Raw genomic sequence first — 22,346 nt, 5'->3', positions numbered from 1 at the left:
TAATATGTTAATATGAAGTTAAGTATAAATTAACAATTCGTTAATTTTTAGAAATTTTTGTTAAATTTATTATTTTTTTACAAAATTCTATGCATATAGACCCTTATATCTTCATAAAACTTCTTATAAAAAACACCCTTTTACCCATACGAGTATGATTTTATTTGAAGTTTTTTTATATACAAGGTAGAATATACATAACTTTTACATCAGGAGTGTTGAAATATTGTACAAAATAAGCCTAACTCCTATAAACTAGGACGTTAGGCTTATTTTTTATAAGTATTTAATTATCCAACTAAATCATTTTTCTTTTTTTCTTCAAGTGCTTTTTTAAGCACCATATCCTTAACCTTCATAAGTCTAGTAGTACTTGCTCTCTCATTTTCTTCAAGCTTCATAGCAATATACTTAATAGTTTCAATGTAATTTGGTATCATTACATTTTCAAGAGCATTAACACGTCTACGTGTCTTTTCTATCTCTTGTGCAAGAAGCTGTGCACTTTTTTCACTTTCTGCAAGTCTTAAAAGTGGTTCCATTGCATCTGAAAATGCTTCCATAGCAGAATCTAATTCCCCTGATGTAAAAGCAAGACCATAAGGATAAATATCACTTTGATTGTTTTCAGTTTTAAAGTCAAACACAGGAACATCAACACTCATTATATTTCTTGTAGAAACACCTACAGAAACAGATTGTTTTGGCATCATAAGTGCTGAACCTAGATACTCCTGACTCATAACTGCCCTTGCAATTATAAAATTTTTATAAGCAGCATCAAGAGCATTTTCTGCTTCTTCACGTAATCGCTTATTTTCTCTTACAATTTCAAGAAATTGTTTCATAAGTTCATCAAGCTTATCTTTAAGAAGCTTATGACCTCTTGTTGCAGTTTTAAGGAGTTTCTTAAGTCTAGTCATTTCCATACGTGTTGGATTTATATTTAATCTAGCCACAGATATCACTCCTTAGGCATATATTTTTCAAAATATTCATCACGAATACGTTTAAGTTCACTTTTTGGTAGCATACTAAGAAGCTTCCATCCAATTTCTAATGTCTGCTCAATAGTTCTGTCAGTTCTAAACCCTTGTGAAACGTATTCTTTCTCAAATTCATCTGCAAATTTTGCATACATTAAATCAATTTCAGAAAGTGCAGATTCACCCAGTATTGCCATAAGTTCTTTTGCATCTTTACCTCTTGAGTATGCTGCAAAAAGCTGGTTCATTGTATCTGCATGGTCCTCACGAGTCTTACCTTTACCAATCCCCTTATCTTTAAGACGAGAAAGTGATGGTAAAACATCTATAGGAGGCTGTATATCTTTTTTGTAAAGTTCACGGTTAAGTATAATTTGTCCTTCTGTAATGTATCCTGTAAGGTCAGGAATTGGATGTGTTTTATCATCCTCAGGCATTGTAAGTATTGGAATCATTGTTATAGACCCTTCATGCCCTTTCATTTTTCCTGCTCTTTCATACATTGTAGCAAGGTCAGTATAAAGATAACCTGGATATCCACGACGTCCTGGAACTTCTTTTTTAGCTGCAGAAACTTCACGTAATGCTTCTGCATAGTTTGTAATATCTGTTATTATAACAAGTACATGCATATCTTGCTCAAAAGCAAGGTATTCTGCTGCTGTAAGTGCCATTCTAGGTGTAGATACACGCTCTACTGCTGGGTCATTTGCAAGGTTTACAAATACCACAGAACGGTCAATTGCACCAGTTGCTTTAAAATCACTTATGAAGAAATCTGCATCTTCAAAAGTTATACCAACAGCTGCAAATACAACGGCAAACTTAGAGTCAGTTCCACGAACTTTTGCTTGTCTTGCAATTTGAACTGCAAGATTAGCATGTGGCAAACCAGAACCTGAGAATATAGGAAGTTTTTGCCCTCTAACCAAGGTATTAAGTCCGTCTATTGCAGAAACACCAGTCTGTATAAACTCAGCTGGATAATCACGCGCTGCTGGATTTATAGGTGCACCATTTATATCAAGTCTCTTATCTGGTATAATTTCTGGTCCACCATCAATAGGTTTACCCATCCCACTAAAAACACGACCTAATATGTCTGGTGAAACTCCAAAATCAAGACTCTTTCCTAAAAAACGTACTTTACTTTCAGCAAGGTTTATACCTGTTGAACTTTCAAAAAGTTGGACAAGTGCAGTATCTTCATTTACTTCTAGAACTTTACAACGACGAATTTCTCCACTTGAAAGCTCAATTTCTCCAAGTTCATCAAATTTTACACCTTCTACGCCGTTTATTAGCATAAGAGGACCGGCTACCTCTTGTATTGACTTATATTCCTTTATCATAGTTCTTCAGCCCCCCTCTTTTTAATAAGGTCAGCAAGCTCGTTGTCTATTTCATCTTCAATTGCATCGTAAGCAGCATCTAGTTTATCTTCTTCTACATACTTAGCACGACCAATCTTTTCAAGAACTGAAAGCTTGATAATATCATTTATAGTAACATTTTGCTTAATAGCATCTTGTGCTGACTTATAGAATTTTAGAATAAGCCCCATCATTCTATATTGTTTATGAAGTGATGTGTAAGTATCAACTTCATGGAAAGAGTTTTGATGAAGGAAGTCCTCTCTTATAGAACGAGTAACTTCTAATATCAATCTATCTCCATCTGAAAGTGAGTCAACACCAACCAATTGAACTATCTCTTGAAGCTCAGATTCAACTTGCAAAAGTTTCATAGCTTGAGCTCTTTGAGCTGAGAAATTATCATTTACATTTTTATCTGCCCATACATCAACTTTCTCCTGATAAAGTGAATAACTTGTTAACCAGTTAATTGCTGGGAAGTGACGTTTGTATGCTAATGAAGCATCAAGTCCCCAGAATACTTTTACTATACGAAGTGTTGCTTGGCTGACAGGTTCTGATGTATCACCACCAGGAGGAGAAACAGCACCAATTGCTGTAAGAGTTCCTTCTCTGTCATCCATACCTAGACAGTTTACTTTTCCTGCTCTCTCATAGAATTGAGCAAGACGCGAACCTAAATACGCTGGGTAACCTTCTTCACCTGGCATCTCTTCCAAACGACCACTCATCTCTCTAAGAGCCTCTGCCCATCTTGATGTAGAGTCTGCCATAAGTGCAACACTGTATCCCATATCTCTAAAATATTCAGCTATTGTAATACCAGTGTATATAGAGGCCTCACGTGCAGCAACTGGCATATCTGATGTATTGGCTATAAGTACTGTTCTTTGCATAAGTGACTCGCCTGTTCTTGGGTCTTTTAGTTCAGGGAATTCAAGAAGAACATCTGTCATTTCATTTCCACGTTCTCCACATCCTATATATACAACTATATCTGCATCTGCCCATTTAGCAAGCTGATGCTGTGTAACAGTTTTTCCACTTCCAAAAGGCCCTGGAATAGCTGCTACACCACCTTTTGTAATTGGGAAAAATGTATCTATAACTCTTTGACCTGTAACAAGAAGTGAATCTGGTGTTTTCTTTTCCCTATATGGTCTTTCTTTTCTAACTGGCCACTTTTGCATCATAGTTACAGCTATATCATTACCTTTTTCATCTGTGATAACACAAACTGTATCCTCAACAGTAAATTCTCCAGAATATATTTCTTTTATAGTACCTTTTACTCCATAAGGAACCATAATCTTACATTCCACTACAGCAGTTTCTTGAACTACCCCAATTATATCTCCTGCTACTACTTTATCACCAGCAGACTTTTTAGGTTTGAATTCCCATTTAATTGTTCTATCAAGTGAAGATACTTCAACACCTTTAGTTATATTAGTACCTGAAATCTCATACATTTTTTCAAGTGGACGTTGAATACCATCATAAATAGTTGAAATAAGACCTGGCCCAAGCTCAACACTCATAGGCATTCCAAGAGAAACCACTTCTTCTCCTGGTCCTAGACCAGAAGTTTCCTCATAAACCTGTATAGAAGCCTTATCTCCATGCATTTCAATAATCTCGCCTATAAGATGTTTATCAGAAACTCTTACGACGTCAAACATATTCGCATCTCTCATGCCCTCCGCTACGACAAGCGGTCCTGACACCTTTACAATTGTGCCTGTTTTCATATTCTCTCACCTGCAATCATATACTTTATCAAAATTTAAATATTCCCTCCTATATTTTATCAATACATTTTTTTAGCATTAACAAAATTTGAGATTGTCTCTTATTCAATTTGCATCTATTCTTTAAATAATATATCTGCACCTATAGCACGTTTACTAGATTCTCTTACTTCATTCATACCTAATCCCATACTTCCTCCAATACCTGGAATAACTATAATAGCAGGAAGTTGATAGTCTTTGTATTTTGCTATTGATTCTTTTGCAAGCAATGACGCCTGTTCTGTAATATAAATTATCGCATATTCATCTTCAACCAACTTATGTATACTTTTTTTAATTTCGTCACTATCATAGGCTGGGAAGATATCTATTCCAAGAGCTAAAAATCCCATGATGCTATCTTTATCTCCAACTACTCCTACTTTATACATAAGCATCCCTTAGCCTTTCTTTTATAGTATCTGCGTCTATATTATTAAGCTTACTAGTCATAATAATCCTAATTGTTTTTATTTCTGATTCTTTAGCATATAAATATGCAATTAGCGGTTCTAGTGTAAGAGGTTTAAATTTTGCGTCTCTAACATATTCCATAAGATAATCATCACAAAGTTTTTCAAAGACAGTAAATCCACTATCCATACCATTTTTACAGACATCAGAGTAAGAAGTAGATTTAAAACATGATGCTGGAGTGTCTGAAGAAAAAGCTTCTAAGAATTTTTCTTTATCAAGTGAACCACCTGAAACAAACACATTCATAAACATATCAAAATCTTTCTTCATATTTTTAACTCTTATAAAACTCTTTAGATTTGTTAAATCACAAACTTTCATAACATAATCTATTACAAATTTATTTTGGCTTTCTGTAGCTGTCTCTTTCATACTTGAAAAAGTTGCTTTATCTAAAACAATATCAACCATTTGACCATTTTGTGTTTTACTATAAATCTCAAATGCATCTGTTATTGCTCCTGCCATTATCTTAGGTAAATCACTAAAACTACGATTTGCTAAAGATTCTTTAAGCTTAGCAAGTGGAATTGTACCTCCATCAATTAAGTACTTTTCGCCATCTACACCAGAGATTTCTTCTTTAATCAAAACTTTTAAGTTATGATAATCATTTTTATAAAGGAATACATCAACAAATTTTTCTTCAGGGGCTAGACCTTTAAGAATTTCATATGTTTTAGATAATTCTTGAGTCAAAACATTCTCAAAATTGTGAACATTATTGTTTGACGAATCCGTATAACCTGCTTCTGCTATAATTCTTAAAGAGTCTTCAGGGCTTTTAGCTTCTGCCATTTGAATAAACATTTGTCTGTTAAGAAGCTGTTTTTCAAGCACTCTTATTCGTGCCACGGCATAGGGATAAGTTTTTTCTTCTGCCATTTTTTAACCCCCCTCCTTAATTAAACAAAATTTCTGCTGCAATTTGCTCAATATCTTCATGCTCTACTGCAATTATAGCTTCAAACGAATAATTATACTCAATATCACCTTTTTTAACTATGAAACCTCCAGTAATATCTCTAGTTTCATCAGACACTTTGATGTCTTTTTTAGATAATACATCTTTTAATGTTTTTCTATCTTTTTTAGATAATACTATCTCAGAACCATCTGTACAATTCGCTTTTTCAATCATATTTAATATAATTTTTTCATATTCACTATCTTTAAGATTTAGAAGTTTATTTTTAGCTTCTAAAATTACTTCTTCTAAAATCTGTTGTTTCTTTGATAATATTTGTTTCTTCGCCTCCATATAAGCTCCTGATATTTCTTTAGAAGCTGCTTTTTCTGCTTCTGCCTCTGCAAGCTTTGTATAGGAAGCCATTTCCTTTTCAGCTTTTTCATTAGCTGAGCTTATCTTTGCATCTGTTTCAATTTTAGCTTTATCCAATATTTCTTGCGCCTCTTGCTTGGCATCAGCTATAATTCTGTCAATCATTTTTTGTTCATTACCCATAGGAGTGCTTCCTCCTTTTCATTTTTTTTACTTATGAATTATATTCTATAATTATCCAATTGCAATTCCATTGTAAGCTAAGAAAGAAACAAGTAGTCCTAAAAGAGCATATGTTTCAACTATCGCTGCAAATGTTATAGCTTTACCAAGTTCTTCAGGTCTTTTAGCAACTATTCCAACCCCTGCTGCTGCTGCCTTACCTTGTGCAATACCTGATACTAAACCAACTAGACCAATTGGAAGCCCCGCCATAAGAAGTTGTAAACCTTGAGCTGATGTTGGTATCGCATCTCCACCAATAATTCCTGCTTTTGATAAAATAAGGAAAGCTATGATAAATCCATATAGACCTTGTGTACCAGGAAGAAGTTGTAAAACTAGAAGTTGACCGAATTTACTAGGGTCTTCTGTTACAACACCTGCTGCGGCTTGCCCTGCTATTGAAGTACCTTTAGCAGAACCCATACCTGCAAATAACGCTGCTATAGCAGCTCCTGATATTGCCAAAAATTGACCATTTCCTAACGCGTTTAAAAATTCCATATTTACATCTCCTTTTTATTAATGCTTGTATATTTTGTTTTATACTTAAACGGAACAAAAGGAACTCCTCCGCCTTCATAAAACTTATTGAAAAATTCTACATACTGTAACCTACTTGTATGAACATATGCACCTAGTGCATTTATAAGAAGGTTTATTGTGTGTCCTACAACACCAATTACAACTGCAAATATTGGACCAGCTATAGCCCCTAAAAGATTGATAACCTGCCCTATAACTCCTGTTGTTAGACAAAGAGCCATAATTCTTGTATAAGATAATATATCAGCAAAATAACTTGTTATACCATAAAGACTTGAAAATCCTTTAAAAAGCTTAACAGGTACTCCTTTAAAGCTTCTCCCTTGAGTAAGAACAAGACCTATAGCACCTATAATTGCTAAATATTTTCCTACTTCAGAAAATACGCCTATATCTCCTGCAACAAAAGGTATTATAAGTAGACATACCCCTGTTATACATAAATACCAAAATCCTACGTCACAAATTGCATCTATGACCTTTCCATCTCTTATTAGTGTATATGCTTTAATTCCTAAACCTACATATATATGGATAATACCGAACAGTAATGACATCCCCATAAGTACCATAACATCCTCTAAAGGATTAATTAAAGCTTTTATAGGAATTAAATCCCCCAAAATACCCCCGAATATAAGACCCCATATAGTAGTTGAAACTCCACAAATACCAATAAGTTTAATTAAATTTCCTTCACCCTTTTTCATCTTTGATTTGTATATAATAAATCCACAAACTAGGGCAATTATTATCCCATATGCAGCATCACTTAGCATCATTCCAAAGAATATAACATAAAAGAAAGTCATAATTGTATTTGGGTCAATATCTTTTGTGCTTGGACAACTGTACATGTTTGTTACACTTTCAAAAGGTGTTACAAGTTTATTGTTTTCAAGTAGAATTGGGAAACCTTCTTCTTTATTTCCTTCCTCTGTTTGAACACAACAATCAAACTTTTCTGTGATTTCATTAATTAGCTCACTGGCACTTTTACTTGGTAACCAACCATTAAGACAGAATGTTGTTTTTGTTTTTACAAGTCTCTCTATAATCTTTTTCTGGTCTCTTTCTATAGTGTAAAAATCATATAGATTTTCAAGCATGTGTATATTATTTCCATGATTTTTGATTTCTTCTGTCTTATTTTTAGAAACGTTTTCCTGTCTAATTATCATTTCATTGTATTTCTTGATAGCTTGTGATGGTGTTCCTTCCTCACTTGGTAATGTAACTATTGAAAAATTAAATTCTTTAAGAACTTCTGTAGCATTATCAAAAGTTTCTTTTAAAGTAATTAAATAAACATAGTTCATTAACTTGTCAGAGTCAATAATTCCAAGAACACTTTCTGGCACTTCATCCTCTAGTCTAACTCTTAAAGCATCAATATTTGCGTTTGTGGGTATCGTTCCTAGAATAGTTTTTGTATACTTAGTTTCCATCTTTTCAAAAGGAACATCAAAGTTTACCCATGGCTCTAACATACTTTTATTATTATTTAATAAATTTATGTTACTCCTTATTGTACCTATCTCTTTATTTAGATTATTTAACTCCAAAACTTCAGCATAAATTTCCTCTTCTTTTTCACTGTCAATTTTGTTAAATTCTCTTTTTGGTGCAAACATAGCTTTTTTTTGTTTCACTAGTGAAGAAACAATGTCAATCGCTTGATTCACATGTGCCATCTTCTGTTCTAGCATTATAACCTCTGACTCCTCACCATCTTTTGTAAGATGATTTTTTAACTCATCCATTTCAGTAAGAAAGGCACTATCATCAATTTGAACAAATCCACGGTTCATAAGTAGCTTTAAAATTTGGCTTTTTTGAGCTTCTAAGCCAACAATAGATATCTTGTTCATATTAACTATTGCCATATTATCTCACTACCTTTCCAATAACCGCTTCGATTGCCTTACTTCGTCTTTCTGTCGCAGTTTTTTCAATTTTCAGACATTCACTTTTAGCATCTGCCAAGATTTTATCAACCTCTGCTTTACTGTCGGTGACTGCCTTCTCAACAAGAGTTTCTTCCATAAGCTTTGCTTGCTTTTTTACATCAGCCAAGATGCTTTCACATTCGTTTACAGCATCAGCTCTGATAGACTCTGCATCAGTAACAGCTTTTACTTTAATACTGTCTGCTGTCTGCTCTGCCTCAACAATGCTTTTTATTATTTCAAAAGCCATCCAAATCACCTCTCTTACCTTTTTACTATGTATATAACTAATTAGAGTTTTTTATTCTAATTAGATTACTACCTCATTGTTAAAGTATAAACAGCATTTTTATATAATAATTAATTTTTTTCAACATTTATTTTTTAATAAAATACATTTTAGAGTAGTACTTGCTTAGACTTATATTCTTTTTTGACTTACTTTTAGACTATGACATGAGTATGATTTTTAAATATCATTATTTTCAATAATTATAATTTAAAGCAATATAGTTTGTCAATAGCGTTATTTTGTTTTGAAATTAACGTTTTATCGACATTTTTAATTTCTATTTCAATTTTTTTTTACGTATGATTTTATTTATTCCATATAAATTATTTTTATCTTTTTTTTCAACACCTAAGAGGATAAAGCTTATTGTTTTTTTTGAATTTTTAGAAATATCTTATATTTTTCCATCTAACTTTTATAAATCATTAGTTTATATCGATTTTTGTCAGCTTATTTTAGTTTAAATTTTTTTAAATTTATTAGAGATAAGTTAATCCTTTTTTAAGATTGATAAAATTTACACTTATTTTTAAATATTTTAATCTCTCAATTATTTTCTTAACTTTAAATAGATAATATAACTAATTAGTTTATATATTATATATTCGCCAACATGATGAAAAAGTCCTCGAACCAATCACTCCAATCTTCAATAGGATATGCAGCTCCTCCATTTACGCTTTTTAGAAGATTGGATGTATATTCTTCTCCTATAGAAAAAAGTTCACCTATGGTTATATCATATCCTCTAGATGTAACTACTTTACAAAATGAATCCATAACATCACGTTGTTTTCTTGTTTCCATAATCTCTTTCTTAAACTCTGAATCTTTCTTTGCTTCATCTAAAATTTTAATTAATTTTTCATTCATTATATACATTCCTTTCTATATAAAAAAGAAGCCATCTAAAAAAAACTAAGATGACTTCACTTAATCGTTATAAACAGTACATTTACTAGTATAAAATAATTGGTGTACCTGGTTCTATATTTTCATATATTTTCTTTGCCTTAGAAAAAGGTGTATTTACACATCCATGTGAACCTGAAGATCTATATATACCTCCACCAAAAGAACTTCTCCAAGTAGCATCATGAATTCCTATATTTCCATTAAATGGAAGCCAATAACTTACAGGTGAACTATAGCCTTGACCAGTTAAAGAAACATTTCTAGCTTTATAGTTAAGAGGATATATACCTGATGGTGTAGCAAATCCCCTAGCTAAACTTCCTGTTACAACATCTGTTGATACAAGCATTTCTCCATTTTTAAAGAACCACATGTGTTGGCCAGAAAGACTAATCTCAACATAGGTATTACCAATATCATCTTTATTACGAGATACAGCTTTTTGTATGTAGATAGGTTCTCTTGTAACATTTTTCCCAGCTTTTACAACATCAACTAAAGCTTCAGCTTCTTTCTTTTTATCTATCAACCATCCATAAATTCCACCTGAAATAGTAATCTCTTTCCCAGTTGCAGTTTTAAATGGTCTTGAATCTCCAAAAGTACTATATTTTTTGCTTAATCCTCTTGTGTACTCTACCATCACATCATTATCGAAAGTTATGTCATAATTTTTTTCTGAGTCTACTTTTAACCACTTATTAATCTCAGAACCGTCTAAAGTTTCCTTACGGTCACTAAAATCATATGTAACAACTACACTAACATATTTATCTAATGTCTTAATAGCTTCTTTTAACTTTTCTGAATCCTTTGTATTGTTTGGAGCTTCATATATTTTACTTTCCTCTAAAGAAACAGAAGTAACACCAGAATTAATTGATTTTTGTACTAGTTTATAAAAATCATCTTTTTTTACTTTGTTTCCAAGTACCTCTGGTACTATAGCATAAGCATTTTTACTGCTATCATACTTAGGGTATGCACTCTTAGGCTCTACAACATTTTTACTATCAAAACAAGATAAAGCATTAAACCTTTTTTCTAGTAAATCTTTATCATATGAAAGAGTTACCATATTATTATACTCTTTAGATTTAAATATTCCACCAATCCACCCAAATGCACTTTGGTTATTTTTTATTTTTTGAACCTTATCATCTGGTGTAAACTTTAAGTCTATATCTTTTGATTTTATTTGTTCTTTTTTATTGTTTCTTTCCTCTAGACTTAAAGTATAAGAATTAGTACTTGATGTTAATAAATCATTTACTTGTTCAACTGTCTTTCCTGATGCTTTCACACCATTAATAGTAGTACCAAAGTAAAAATGATTTCTAAAAAAGATTGCCATCCCTATATAAGCTACAATCAAAACACCTACTACTATAGCTATCTTAACTTTTAGATTTTTTTGCCCACTTTCTTGTTTTGCTTCTTTTCCTTCAATCATAACTAAATCCTTTCTTCATTATAATTACCTATGTACTTTACTAGTTTTTAAAAAACCTTATTTCTTCTATATACCCAAACTATTATATTATTAATTTATATTTTTGAAGATAGAGTTATTTACATGATACTACTTTATCTTTCAGATAAAATGCTTATTGTTAATACCTCCTTTCAAAATCCCTTAAACATAACCTCTGCTACATAATATATTACCATACTTTTAAGTTTCAGTGTGGCTATCTGTCTATTTTTGTTACATTAAACTACTATTTTCAAAAAAGGAAACTAATATATTGTTAGTTTCCTTTTTTGATTTATTCTTATATATTAGTATCCAACTTAACATAACGTTGTTATATACATTTTATATAATTATTATTTAATTATTTTAGTTTCTATGTCCTTCCCATCTGCGTATTCTTTAAGTAAATCCGTAGCGTATCCAAAATACTCTTCAATATCTGATTCTGGACTAAATGAAAATATACAAATTAGTATTTCATTTACATCTGTTGTTATCATAGCTCTCTCAGAATCACTAGTTGGACTTCCAAATTTACCTAATGAATCAGATAGTATAGGTAGATTTTCTATATTTATCAACTCTTTTCCAATACCTTTATACTGCTCGCCTTCATCACCTACAGTAAAACATATTGGTGAATGTAATTTACCTATATTATATGTACCAACTGGATATAGTGATTTTATAGATATTAGATTATTTATTTCAACTATATTATTTATTGTATATAGACCTTTCCCCTGAACAATTCTTCTAACTAATGCTTCTGAAGACGTTCTATATCTACTTGGATTTTTTCCAAGCTCTTTATATGCATCTCTTGCATCTTTAATCTTATCCAATTTAGTAATATCTTCAATTTCTAGCTTTTGATTTAAAATATCACAAAACTCATTTATCCCATTTATTAACTTTTCTGAGCTTTTATTTACTACTACTTTTGCTTGGATACATCCTAACTTTGCATCAGGCCATCTGTCCTTAAGTTTTTTATCAATGCTTATATCTATCATACTCAAACAACTCCTATACATTAAATTTTTAGTTAAATTTTTTATCATCTATACATTATAGTACTATTCTTTTGTTAATAACATATTTATATTTAAAATAATTCATTTTTAACAGATTTTTTGTAAAAGATAATTACTTTCTTCATATATAAATCTTACAAAATAAAAAACACTAATTATCTAGCAAGCATTTATTAAATACAAGCATATATAATAGTGTTTTATATAAAAAATTAAATTTTATTCTTAGAGTAATTCCATAAAATTTTGAACTGGCATTGGTCTTGCAAAATAAAATCCCTGAACTAAATCACAGCCAAATTGTTTCATTAATTCAGCCTGTTTCTTACTCTCAACCCCTTCTATAATTACAACTAAATCCAATGATTTTGCTAGAGATACTATAGACTTTGCTATATTACGACTTTTCTCATCATTTTCAATACCATTAAGAAAAGACTTATCTAATTTTAATACATCAATTGGCATGTCCCTTAAACAACTAATAGAAGAATAGCCTGTCCCAAAATCATCCATAGAAATTGAAAAGCCATACTTTCTTAATTCATTTAAAACACTCTTTAGTATATTTAATTCATTAATAGCTACAGTTTCTGTTATCTCCAATTCAATTAAATTTGAATGGATGTTATATGTTTGGATAGTCCTATTGATAAACTTTACAATATCTGGTTGATATAACTCAACTCTAGATAAATTTACTGAAACTGGTACTAATTTTTTACCTTGTTTTTCCCATTTAGATAAATCGATACAGACTCTTTCAAATACAAATCTACCTATTTTTAAAATCAATTGACTTTTTTCTGCTATTGGAATAAATATAGCTGGACTTATAAAACCATGTTCAGGATGATTCCATCTTATCAGTGCTTCACTTCCTATCATATCACCATTTACAAGTGAAAACTTAGGTTGATAATAAACTTCAAATTGATTCTTTACTAATGCTGTCTTTATATCATCTAAAATTATAGATTCCTCACTAAGCTTATTTCTAACATCTTCGTTATAAATAGCATAGTTTATATTTTTACCTTTGGCAACAGACCTCGCCATATTAGCTTTATTTACAGCCTTTTGAGCATCTACTTCTCCTTCTTCTACGAAGTAAATACCCACACAAAGAGAAATTTCAAATACTGTATTTAGATTATTTTCAATATTATTTCGTATACTATCAAGTTTTTTTATAATTTTATTTCTTCCATTTTTATATTCACAGAAAATAGCAAAATAATCACTTGAAAGGCGTGCATATATTTCACCTTCTGTTAATTCCTCTTTTAAAGCTCTTGCTATAGTAATTAATAGATTATCACCAAATTCATATCCAAAAGTATCATTAATCATTTTAAAATTATCAATATCAAAATATACTATAATATAATTTAAAGATGGTTTATTTAAAAGACACTTACTACATTCTCTATAAAATTTATTTTGATTTCCTATATGTGTAACTCTATCTTCATATGCTAACCTCAATATTTCTTTTTCATTAGATTTTTTTATGTACATTATATAAAAAATAATTGCAATAAACACAAATATAATCAATAACACTGCATATACAGCTCTCTTAATAATTTGCTCAGAATTACGAAATATAACACTTTCTGGAATTGAAAAAATCAAGTTCCAATCATTTATATAATTATCTTTGCTCTTCCCATTATCCATAGTAGCATATCCTAGGTATCGTCTTTCTCTTGACATATTTAAAATTGCTGCACCTATTTTATTTTCTTCTAATTGTTTTTTTAATTGATTTACATCTTTAATGTCATTATCCTGTTTTAACAATTCATAAATATTCTTTGACAATCTATCTTGTTGAGGATGAAGTATAACTGCCCCATTATTTTTTACAACATAAGATATACTATTATTTTCATAAAAAGATACATTTATAAGTTTCATTAGAGTATTGACATCATAAGTACAATATAAAACTCCAACTACTTTATCATTATTTAATATTGGTACTGAGATAGCAATCTTTTTTACAGACTTATTTACTTCATCAACATATGGACTTGAAACATACTCTTTACCATTAATTGAATTTTTAAAGAATTCTCTATCTTTAACAGAAAACTTATTACCCTTAGTATTTTCTGTATTCCCATTTATATCAACAATTGCCATAGTATAAAATTTTTGGTTTTCCATTTCATCTAAAAGCTTTTTTATTTTTTCTTCATTAGACATGTTTGGATTTGAAGTATAATAACTTGAAAAAATATTTAAAATATCTAAATCTTTTTCAATTTGTCTTTGTGCTAATTGAGAACCTTGTATTGCAACTTCTTTTATATGTACTTCTGCCTCTGATATAAGAAGATTTCTTGTATCTTCTATATATAGATATCCTAATATCAGAAATAATGATGCCAATAAGAGAATTATAATTAATGTAACACTTTTATTTCTTTTAGTCATCTTACCCCTCCCTTAATTAGTCAACACTTTATATCCCTATTTATATCTTTTTTAATACAAATTTATTACTTATCTTACATACAAATATATCTAAATATTACATATAGATTCATTCTAATTATTATAATAACATTCTTTAATTAAATTTTGAATTAAAGTTTTAAAACTATTTATATTTTTTCAAATAAAAAACCCTATATACATGAGATTATATATCTCATGTATATAGGGTTTTAGTTTATTTATTTTATAGTAAGTTTTGTAGTAAATTTATTTTCCATAATATGAATTTAGATACATTTCTTTTATTTCATTCATAAGAGGATATCTTGGATTCGCACCTGTACATTGGTCATCAAATGCTTGAATCACCATTTCATCTAGTGAATCTATAAATTTAGATTCCTCAACCCCAAATTCTTTTATAGTTTTAGGAATACCAACTTTACTCTTTAAATCTTCAATAGCTATCAATAAACTTTGGAATTTTTCTTCATCAGAATTTCCTTTTAATCCTAAGAATGAAGCTATTTCAGCGTATCTCTTTAATGCCTCTGGATACTTATATTGAGAGAAAGCTCCCATTTTCTTTGGTGCATTAGAAGAATTAAATTTCATAACACCTGTTATTAAAAGAGCATTTGCAACACCATGTGGTACATGATGGAAAGCACCTAACTTGTGAGCCATAGAGTGACAAACACCTAAAAATGCATTTGCAAAAGCCATTCCCGCCATTGTAGAAGCATTTGCCATTTTTTCTCTTGCTTCTGAGTCTTTTGCTCCATTATCGTATGCACGTGGAAGATATTCAAATATGCTCTTAATGGCTTGTAAAGCTAGACCATTTGTATAGTCAGTTGCAAGCATAGATACATATGCTTCTAGTGCATGAGTTAAAGCATCAATACCAGAAGCAGAAGTTAATCCTTTTGGCATATTCATCATCATATCAGCATCAACTATAGCCATATTTGGCATCAACTCATAATCTGCTAATGGATATTTCACCCCTGTATCTTGGTCAGTTATAACTGCAAATGGAGTTACTTCTGAACCAGTACCTGCTGATGTTGGTATAGCTACAAAACTAGCTTTTTCACCCATTTTAGGGAAAGTATACACTCTTTTTCTTATATCCATAAATCTCATTGCTAGGTCTTGGAAATCTACTTCTGGATGCTCATATAATGTCCACATTATCTTACCTGCATCCATTGCACTTCCTCCACCTATAGATATTATTACATCTGGATTGAACTCTCTCATAGCTTTAGCACCTATCTTAGCACATTCTAAAGTTGGGTCTGGTTCAACTTCAAAGAAAGTAGTATGCTTGATGTTCATTTCATCTAATAAGTCAGTAACTGTTTTAGTATATCCATTATTGTAAAGGAATGTATCTGTTACAATAAAAGCTCTCTTTTTATTCATTACATCTTTAAGTTCTTTTAACGCCACTCCTAAACAACCTTTTTTAAAATAAACTTTTTCTGGTGCTCTAAACCAAAGCATATTTTCTCTCCTCTCAGCTACTGTCTTAATATTAAGTAAGTGCTTAACTCCTACATTTTCAGATACTGAATTTCCACCCCAAGAACCACATCCTAGAGTAAGAGAAGGAGCTAGTTTAAAATTATATAAATCACCTATACCACCTTGAGAAGAAGGAGTATTAATTAAAATTCTACAAGTTTTCATAGCTTTAGTAAATTTATCAAGCTTTTCTCTCTGATTTACATCGTCAATATATAATGAAGATGTATGACCAAACCCTCCATCTTCTACTAATTTTTCTGCTTTACTAACTGCATCATCAAAGTTGTTTGCTTTATACATTGCAAGTACTGGTGAAAGTTTCTCATGAGCAAAAGCTTCTTCTATTTCAACTGATTCAACTTCACCTATTAAAACTTTAGCATCAACTGGAACTTCAAAACCTGCTAGTGTTGCTATTGTACAAGCTGTTTGGCCAACGATTTTAGAGTTTAATCCTCCATTTACTAAAATTACATTTCTTAATTTTTCTGTTTCTTCTTTATTTAATAAGTAAGCACCACGCTCTTTAAATTCTTTTTTAACTTCATTATATATATTTTCTAATACTATAACTGATTGTTCAGAAGCACATATCATACCATTATCGAATGTCTTAGATACAAGAATTGAATTTACAGCAGTTTTTATATCTGCACTGTCATCAATTATTGCTGGCGTATTACCTGCACCAACTCCAATAGCTGGTTTTCCAGATGAATATGCTGATTTAACCATTCCAGGGCCTCCTGTAGCAAGAGTTAAGTCAACTTCCTTCATAACAGTCGTAGTTAATTCCAAAGATGGCTCATCAATCCATCCAATTATACCTTCAGGAGCTCCGGCCAAAACAGCAGCTTCAAGGACTACCTTTGCTGCCTCTATAGTAGAATTTTTTGCTCTTGGATGTGGAGAAAATATTATTCCATTTCTAGTTTTTAGAGCTAAAAGTGATTTAAATATAGCAGTAGAAGTTGGATTAGTTGTAGGTATAACTGCTGCAATAACTCCTATTGGCTCAGCTATTTTAGTCAGGCCAAAGGCTTCATCTCTCTCTATAACACCACAAGTTTTAGTTTCTTTATATGCATTGTATATATACTCTGATGCATAGTGATTCTTTATAACTTTATCCTCGGCAATTCCCATACCAGTTTCTTTTTGTGCCATTATAGCTAGAGGAACTCTTTGCTTATTAGCTGCTAAAGATGCTGCTAAAAAAATCTTATCTACCTGTTCTTGAGTGTATGTAGCAAAGATTTTTTGAGCTTCTCTAATTTTTGCTAATTTTTTAACTAGATTTTCAACATTATTTACAACACATGAATTATCTACCATAGCTTCTTCTCCCCTTTTATTTTCTATTATAACCTGTTCTTTATTAGCCATTTCAATGCCCTCCTAGAATAGTATAATCTTCTTTTTCTGTTAATTTATTAACAGTATAACATGTTATTTTTACATTTTCAAGTTATTTTTTTAACATTTTATTTTTTATTTAGTCTTATATTATTCATATTAATGATACTATTCTTTACAAATATCTAAATTAACTATATATCACTTTATTTTTTATATAAATTATAAACAAATTCATCTCAACGCTTAAGGATAACGTTATTATTTTAACATTTGTATTTTTGTATTTTTTAATAAAAAAATTAAAAGATACTTTTTTCAAGTATAGTATTATATAAAACTTAAAAAGACTTGAAGAAGAAAGTAAAGGACCTAAAAAGCAAATTAAATTAAATACACTTAAATATACAAACAGCTATAATATATAGTATAATTAGAAATATATGCCTGATAATTTATATATATCATGAAATAAAATTAATATATTACGAACTAAAGTCCAGCAAATAAGATTGCTGGACTTTGTTAATATTACTAATCATACACATATATCATATTACATCATTAATCTATTGATGTGGACTTTTTATAACAGGTTGTAACTGTTTATTATCAAGAGCAAGCTCTATAGTTGGAATTATTAACTCTGTATGTGCAATCATAGAATTAGGCTTTGCATTACAATTATCTTGACCAAAAGGTACAAAATATATATTTTTAGAGTTAAGAAGAATACCAATATTTTTGAAATTAAAACTTAGAGCATCATTAGTTGATATTGAAATTACAAGTGGTTTATCATTGCGAAGATGACCCTTTGCTGCCATCAATACTGGAGAGTCCGTAATACCATTTGCTAACTTAGCGGCAGTATTTCCAGTACAAGGGGCTATTATTATAATATCCGCAATTCCTTTAGGTCCAAATGGTTCTGCTTCTTCAATTGTAACAATAGGTTTATTTCCTGTCAGTTCATATGCTTTTTTCATAAATTCTTCAGAATTTCCAAATCTACAATCTATATTTTGTGATACGTCTGAAAATATAGTGTGCACGTTTGCTCCTGCTTTTACCAAATTCTCTAACTCTATAAATATTTTATCATAAGTACAAAACGAACCAGTAAATCCTACTCCAATTGTAAGTCCTTCAAGTTTCATCTCTAATCCCTTCTTTCATTTATAATATTTTCTATAGCGTTAACAAGAATTTCACCAGATGTCTTTGGTGAGTATTTACCAGGAAGCCCAAGACAAAGATTTGCATTAATACCTAAATTTTGTGTAGCAGAATAATCTAATCCACCAGGAGAAGAAGCTATATCTATAATAGTTACTTCTTGTGATACTTTTTCTAATTTCTCTTTCGTTAAAATACATTCTGGTATGGTATTAAAAATATAATCAAACTTTGAAAGATTTTCATCTAGTTGATTTAAAGAAATACTAGAATACCCAAATGCATTAGCCGTACTCCTTGCATCATTATTTCTTGCTCCAACACATACATTTGCATCTAAAGCATATAATTTTTTAGCAAGTATTTGTGCACATCTTCCGAAGCCTAGTACTAGACAGTTACTTTGGTGCATATTGATTATACTTCTTTTAATCGCTTCTGATATGGCTCCTTCAGCTGTAGCAACTGCATTTAAAATAGCAACATCATTCATCTTCATAAAATCATAAACCTGAATAGAGTGTTGCTCACAAAATTTGTAAACTTTAGTTGGTATGTTGCCTCCAAATAGTATTTGATTAGGAGATAAGTTAATTAACAAGTTATCAATAGTAGCATCAAGACAACCATCAGTATTTTCAATACTAAATTGATTTTTTGTAAATGGAATTGGACATAAAATAATGGAACTTTTGGATAGTGCTTCAGCTAGTGAAGTTGCTTTTCCAGCGATTCCATTTATAATTTCATTTGCTATTCCATATACAACTACAGAATATCCTTTATTAATTAGTTTTTTTACCATGTACACTTGTCGCAGGTCTCCGCCTATAACAGTTATATCGTATTGATTTGACATATTGTAAGCCTCCTTTACTATATACAATATGTTTTTATCAATATATTGGTTCACTAAAATTATTAAATATTATACTTCTAACATTGCTAATAATGCTAATCTATCTATCTTTTCAGAAGATGTATATGGTAATGAATCTAAAAAAATAATTTTTCTTGGAATTTCATTTCTAATTAAATAATTTCTAATCTTAGTCAATAAATCCTTCTTTGTAATTTTATCTATGGTTGTTACAAATAATGCAATTTGACTTCCCCTTATAGTATCTAAATAAGGTAATGCAACTGCATCTTCAATTTGAGGAATTCTTTTGACTACATTTTCAACTTTAGTAGAACTAACTTTAAATCCACCAATATTTACAACATCATCACTTCTTCCTTCAAATATCAAATATCCATCATCATCAAAATATCCAATGTCATTGACAGAATAAGGCTCTGATGCATTATATACTGCATATTCGGTATTTACAAAAATTATTCCGTTCTTAATATATACATCTATTTTTGGAAATGGCTTACCTATACTTAATGGTTTCTCAATCAATTCATCATAACACAAATATGTAATGTAGTTTAATTCACTTGCTCCATAATATAAAATTATTTCAGAGTCTGGCATATATTTTTTTATTTTTCTTGCTGTATCCTCAAACAACAATTGAGAACCTGTAAAAACACTTCTAACTTTAACTATTGTCTCACTTAAATATTTAACCAATAACTGAAGTTTTGTAGGTATAAGATATATGTTAGTTATATTGTATTGTTTTATTGCATTTATCCATGTTTTACAATTTAAACCTGAACTTATTACAACACTACCACCTTCATAGAGTACTGACATTATAGAATTTAGATTTCCTGTAAAACTAAGTGTTCCATTGATAAATAAAATAGAGTCCTCAGAAATATGGAAAACTTCATTTTGTATAGGAAAAAATCCAGCCCAGCTTTCATATGTTCTATATAATACTTTTGGGACATTTGTAGAGCCTGAAGATAAAGCTCCCATACAAATTTCTTTATCTAAATAGTCTAAGATATTATTATATTGATATACATTTATACTGTGATGGTCTGTAGAAGAATTAGTTATCTTTAATATCCTATTGCAACTACCATTAGATAAATCATTTATATCTATATTCTCATCAGATATAACAACTGAAATATTATTCTTTATTAAAATATCACTTAATACTCTTTTAGAAAGATTATAATGACAAATGATAGGCACATTATTTGAATAGTTAACACCTAAAAAACTTACTAATTGGAACTTTATATTTTTAGAATAAATTAAAACAGGAATATTTTCACCTATAGAAATTTGTCTCCCAATCTCCTCACTATCTCTTAATATACTGTCATAAGTATACTTTTCTCCATCTATAATCAAAAAATCTTTATCTTTATGGCTGTTTCTTTTTACTTTCAAAAGTTCATAGTAATTCATAATCTACACCCTTTCAATCAATAAAGCAGAGCCTAATCCCCCAGCAGCTGCTATAGAGCAAATTCCATACCTTCCATTATTTTTTTCAAGTGCTTTTAAAAGATGTAACGCAATAATTGCACCAGAAGCACCATATGGATGACCATATGCTAAAGCCCCTCCAAATATATTATACCTATCTATTAATGCTGGATATTTTCTTTGAAATAAAACATCTATAACTGCAAATGCTTCATTAAATTCAATCGCAGATATATCCATATAGTTAAGCTTTTCTATCTCTAAAATTCTCTCCATAGCTTTCATAGCAGATGTTGGGCTTAAATGTGGCTCTGTTCCTATTGTACAAGAGTTAATAACTTTAGCTTTTGGATTCTTTTTTGTAGTCTCTAAATATCTTTTAGAACACATTATAAGAAATGAAGCTCCATCATTAATAAGACATGCATTTGCTGCATTTGTAATACTTCCCTTTCCTAAAATCGAAGGTATCCTATCTAATAATCTTTGGCTCATTTTATCACGTATACCTTCATCATATGTATTGCTATCTATAGGAGATATAATATCTTCAAGAAATTTTTCTTCTCTTGTGTTTTTTGCTCTTCTATGACTTTCTTTTACACAATAATCTAATTCTGCCTTCTCAATTTTATATAACTTTGCCACTCTTTCTGCACCTTCGAGCATACTATTCTCACTATTATCATCTGGAGAAAATTGAGCAACTGCATAGCTTGGATTATTGATATTATATCTTTTATCATTTTTATGATATGTACGCATTGGTTGTAGAGAGCTACTCTCAAAACCTCCTGCAATAATTAAATCACATTGCCCAGATTTAATCTTTGAAAATGCTATATCTAAACTCATCATAGCAGAAGCACATTGCATATCTACAGTAAAAGCAGGAACTTCACTTTCTATTCCCGCTGTTAAAGTCATTAATCTTGCGATATTACCTCCTGTACCAACTGCATTTCCACATATAATCTCATCAATCTTATCAATCTCATACTTTTCAATTAGATGTTTTAAAACCTTTGCTCCTAGTAATTCTGGTTGAACACATTGAAAAATTCCATTTTTTAAACCTATATGACTTCTTAATCCTCCTAATATAAAAACATCTTCCATACATTATATCCTCTC

At 30.3% G+C, this 22,346-nt stretch carries 18 protein-coding genes; all 18 read right to left on the bottom strand.

Annotated features, from left to right (window positions below; translation table 11 throughout):
- Nucleotides 1–290: 290 nt before the first annotated feature.
- Nucleotides 291–959, bottom strand: a complete 669-nt coding sequence (locus KGF48_RS08170) for a V-type ATP synthase subunit D (RefSeq protein ID WP_227482033.1) — start codon at nucleotides 957–959, stop codon at nucleotides 291–293.
- A 5-nt stretch (nucleotides 960–964) separates the two neighbouring features.
- On the bottom strand, nucleotides 965–2,338 hold the full coding sequence (locus KGF48_RS08165) for a V-type ATP synthase subunit B (protein WP_227433968.1): 1,374 nt from the start codon (nucleotides 2,336–2,338) through the stop codon (nucleotides 965–967).
- Complete coding sequence (locus KGF48_RS08160) at nucleotides 2,335–4,113, bottom strand: V-type ATP synthase subunit A (RefSeq protein WP_227433967.1); 1,779 nt, start codon at nucleotides 4,111–4,113, stop codon at nucleotides 2,335–2,337. The genes KGF48_RS08165 and KGF48_RS08160 overlap by 4 nt, the downstream gene beginning before the upstream one ends.
- A 116-nt stretch (nucleotides 4,114–4,229) precedes the next feature.
- Nucleotides 4,230–4,547 (bottom strand): V-type ATP synthase subunit F, encoded by a 318-nt coding sequence (locus KGF48_RS08155; RefSeq protein ID WP_009893746.1) that lies wholly within the window; start codon nucleotides 4,545–4,547, stop codon nucleotides 4,230–4,232.
- A complete protein-coding gene (locus KGF48_RS08150; RefSeq protein WP_227839670.1) occupies nucleotides 4,540–5,517 on the bottom strand; it encodes a V-type ATP synthase subunit C in 978 nt (325 codons plus the stop codon). The genes KGF48_RS08155 and KGF48_RS08150 overlap by 8 nt, the downstream gene beginning before the upstream one ends.
- 16 nt (nucleotides 5,518–5,533) lie before the next feature.
- Nucleotides 5,534–6,097, bottom strand: a complete 564-nt coding sequence (locus KGF48_RS08145) for a V-type ATP synthase subunit E (RefSeq protein ID WP_227839671.1) — start codon at nucleotides 6,095–6,097, stop codon at nucleotides 5,534–5,536.
- Between the two features lie 51 nt (nucleotides 6,098–6,148).
- Nucleotides 6,149–6,640, bottom strand: a complete 492-nt coding sequence (locus tag KGF48_RS08140; protein WP_003422657.1) for a V-type ATP synthase subunit K — start codon at nucleotides 6,638–6,640, stop codon at nucleotides 6,149–6,151.
- Nucleotides 6,641–6,642: 2 nt separating this feature from the next.
- Nucleotides 6,643–8,568: a V-type ATP synthase subunit I gene (locus KGF48_RS08135; RefSeq protein WP_227827685.1), complete on the bottom strand. Its 1,926-nt coding sequence runs from the start codon at nucleotides 8,566–8,568 to the stop codon at nucleotides 6,643–6,645.
- A 1-nt stretch (nucleotide 8,569) separates the two neighbouring features.
- Nucleotides 8,570–8,881 (bottom strand): hypothetical protein, encoded by a 312-nt coding sequence (locus KGF48_RS08130; RefSeq protein ID WP_227827686.1) that lies wholly within the window; start codon nucleotides 8,879–8,881, stop codon nucleotides 8,570–8,572.
- A 639-nt stretch (nucleotides 8,882–9,520) separates the two neighbouring features.
- On the bottom strand, nucleotides 9,521–9,796 hold the full coding sequence (locus KGF48_RS08125) for a Nif11-like leader peptide family natural product precursor (protein WP_227839672.1): 276 nt from the start codon (nucleotides 9,794–9,796) through the stop codon (nucleotides 9,521–9,523).
- A gap of 85 nt (nucleotides 9,797–9,881) precedes the next feature.
- Nucleotides 9,882–11,291, bottom strand: coding sequence for a L,D-transpeptidase family protein (locus KGF48_RS08120; RefSeq protein WP_227839673.1), 1,410 nt, complete (start codon nucleotides 11,289–11,291; stop codon nucleotides 9,882–9,884).
- 377 nt (nucleotides 11,292–11,668) lie between these two features.
- Nucleotides 11,669–12,331 carry a phenylalanine--tRNA ligase beta subunit-related protein gene (locus KGF48_RS08115; RefSeq protein ID WP_227839674.1) on the bottom strand — a complete coding sequence of 221 codons (663 nt, stop codon included), beginning with the start codon at nucleotides 12,329–12,331 and terminating at the stop codon, nucleotides 11,669–11,671.
- A 246-nt stretch (nucleotides 12,332–12,577) separates the two neighbouring features.
- Nucleotides 12,578–14,797, bottom strand: coding sequence for an EAL domain-containing protein (locus KGF48_RS08110; RefSeq protein WP_227839675.1), 2,220 nt, complete (start codon nucleotides 14,795–14,797; stop codon nucleotides 12,578–12,580).
- Between the two features lie 270 nt (nucleotides 14,798–15,067).
- On the bottom strand, nucleotides 15,068–17,671 hold the full coding sequence (gene adhE / locus KGF48_RS08105; RefSeq protein WP_227839680.1) for a bifunctional acetaldehyde-CoA/alcohol dehydrogenase: 2,604 nt from the start codon (nucleotides 17,669–17,671) through the stop codon (nucleotides 15,068–15,070).
- Nucleotides 17,672–18,261: 590 nt separating this feature from the next.
- Nucleotides 18,262–18,852 carry a dipicolinate synthase subunit B gene (locus KGF48_RS08100; protein WP_227839676.1) on the bottom strand — a complete coding sequence of 197 codons (591 nt, stop codon included), beginning with the start codon at nucleotides 18,850–18,852 and terminating at the stop codon, nucleotides 18,262–18,264.
- Between the two features lie 2 nt (nucleotides 18,853–18,854).
- Nucleotides 18,855–19,730 carry a dipicolinate synthase subunit DpsA gene (gene dpsA / locus KGF48_RS08095; RefSeq protein ID WP_227839677.1) on the bottom strand — a complete coding sequence of 292 codons (876 nt, stop codon included), beginning with the start codon at nucleotides 19,728–19,730 and terminating at the stop codon, nucleotides 18,855–18,857.
- 69 nt (nucleotides 19,731–19,799) lie between these two features.
- Nucleotides 19,800–21,191 (bottom strand): AMP-binding protein, encoded by a 1,392-nt coding sequence (locus KGF48_RS08090; RefSeq protein ID WP_227867910.1) that lies wholly within the window; start codon nucleotides 21,189–21,191, stop codon nucleotides 19,800–19,802.
- Between the two features lie 3 nt (nucleotides 21,192–21,194).
- The gene (locus tag KGF48_RS08085; protein WP_227867909.1) at nucleotides 21,195–22,331 is read right to left on the bottom strand and encodes an acetyl-CoA C-acyltransferase; all 1,137 of its coding nucleotides are present in this window, start codon (nucleotides 22,329–22,331) and stop codon (nucleotides 21,195–21,197) included.
- Nucleotides 22,332–22,346 lie beyond the last annotated feature (15 nt).

It is taken from the genome of Clostridioides sp. ZZV15-6388 (assembly GCF_020657755.1).
Taxonomy (GTDB): Bacteria; Bacillota; Clostridia; order Peptostreptococcales; family Peptostreptococcaceae; genus Clostridioides.
This window is presented reverse-complemented; position numbering and strand designations above follow the sequence as displayed.

Coding starts and splice junctions, on each gene's coding strand:
- KGF48_RS08165 (WP_227433968.1), bottom strand. CDS start 2,338: ATGATAAAGGAATATAAGTCAATACAAGAGGTAGCCGGTCCTCTTATG.
- KGF48_RS08160 (WP_227433967.1), bottom strand. CDS start 4,113: ATGAAAACAGGCACAATTGTAAAGGTGTCAGGACCGCTTGTCGTAGCG.
- KGF48_RS08155 (WP_009893746.1), bottom strand. CDS start 4,547: ATGTATAAAGTAGGAGTAGTTGGAGATAAAGATAGCATCATGGGATTT.
- KGF48_RS08150 (WP_227839670.1), bottom strand. CDS start 5,517: ATGGCAGAAGAAAAAACTTATCCCTATGCCGTGGCACGAATAAGAGTG.
- KGF48_RS08145 (WP_227839671.1), bottom strand. CDS start 6,097: ATGGGTAATGAACAAAAAATGATTGACAGAATTATAGCTGATGCCAAG.
- KGF48_RS08140 (WP_003422657.1), bottom strand. CDS start 6,640: ATGGAATTTTTAAACGCGTTAGGAAATGGTCAATTTTTGGCAATATCA.
- KGF48_RS08135 (WP_227827685.1), bottom strand. CDS start 8,568: ATGGCAATAGTTAATATGAACAAGATATCTATTGTTGGCTTAGAAGCT.
- KGF48_RS08130 (WP_227827686.1), bottom strand. CDS start 8,881: ATGGCTTTTGAAATAATAAAAAGCATTGTTGAGGCAGAGCAGACAGCA.
- KGF48_RS08125 (WP_227839672.1), bottom strand. CDS start 9,796: ATGAATGAAAAATTAATTAAAATTTTAGATGAAGCAAAGAAAGATTCA.
- KGF48_RS08120 (WP_227839673.1), bottom strand. CDS start 11,291: ATGATTGAAGGAAAAGAAGCAAAACAAGAAAGTGGGCAAAAAAATCTA.
- KGF48_RS08115 (WP_227839674.1), bottom strand. CDS start 12,331: ATGATAGATATAAGCATTGATAAAAAACTTAAGGACAGATGGCCTGAT.
- KGF48_RS08110 (WP_227839675.1), bottom strand. CDS start 14,797: ATGACTAAAAGAAATAAAAGTGTTACATTAATTATAATTCTCTTATTG.
- adhE (WP_227839680.1), bottom strand. CDS start 17,671: ATGGTAGATAATTCATGTGTTGTAAATAATGTTGAAAATCTAGTTAAA.
- KGF48_RS08100 (WP_227839676.1), bottom strand. CDS start 18,852: ATGAAACTTGAAGGACTTACAATTGGAGTAGGATTTACTGGTTCGTTT.
- dpsA (WP_227839677.1), bottom strand. CDS start 19,730: ATGTCAAATCAATACGATATAACTGTTATAGGCGGAGACCTGCGACAA.
- KGF48_RS08090 (WP_227867910.1), bottom strand. CDS start 21,191: ATGAATTACTATGAACTTTTGAAAGTAAAAAGAAACAGCCATAAAGAT.
- KGF48_RS08085 (WP_227867909.1), bottom strand. CDS start 22,331: ATGGAAGATGTTTTTATATTAGGAGGATTAAGAAGTCATATAGGTTTA.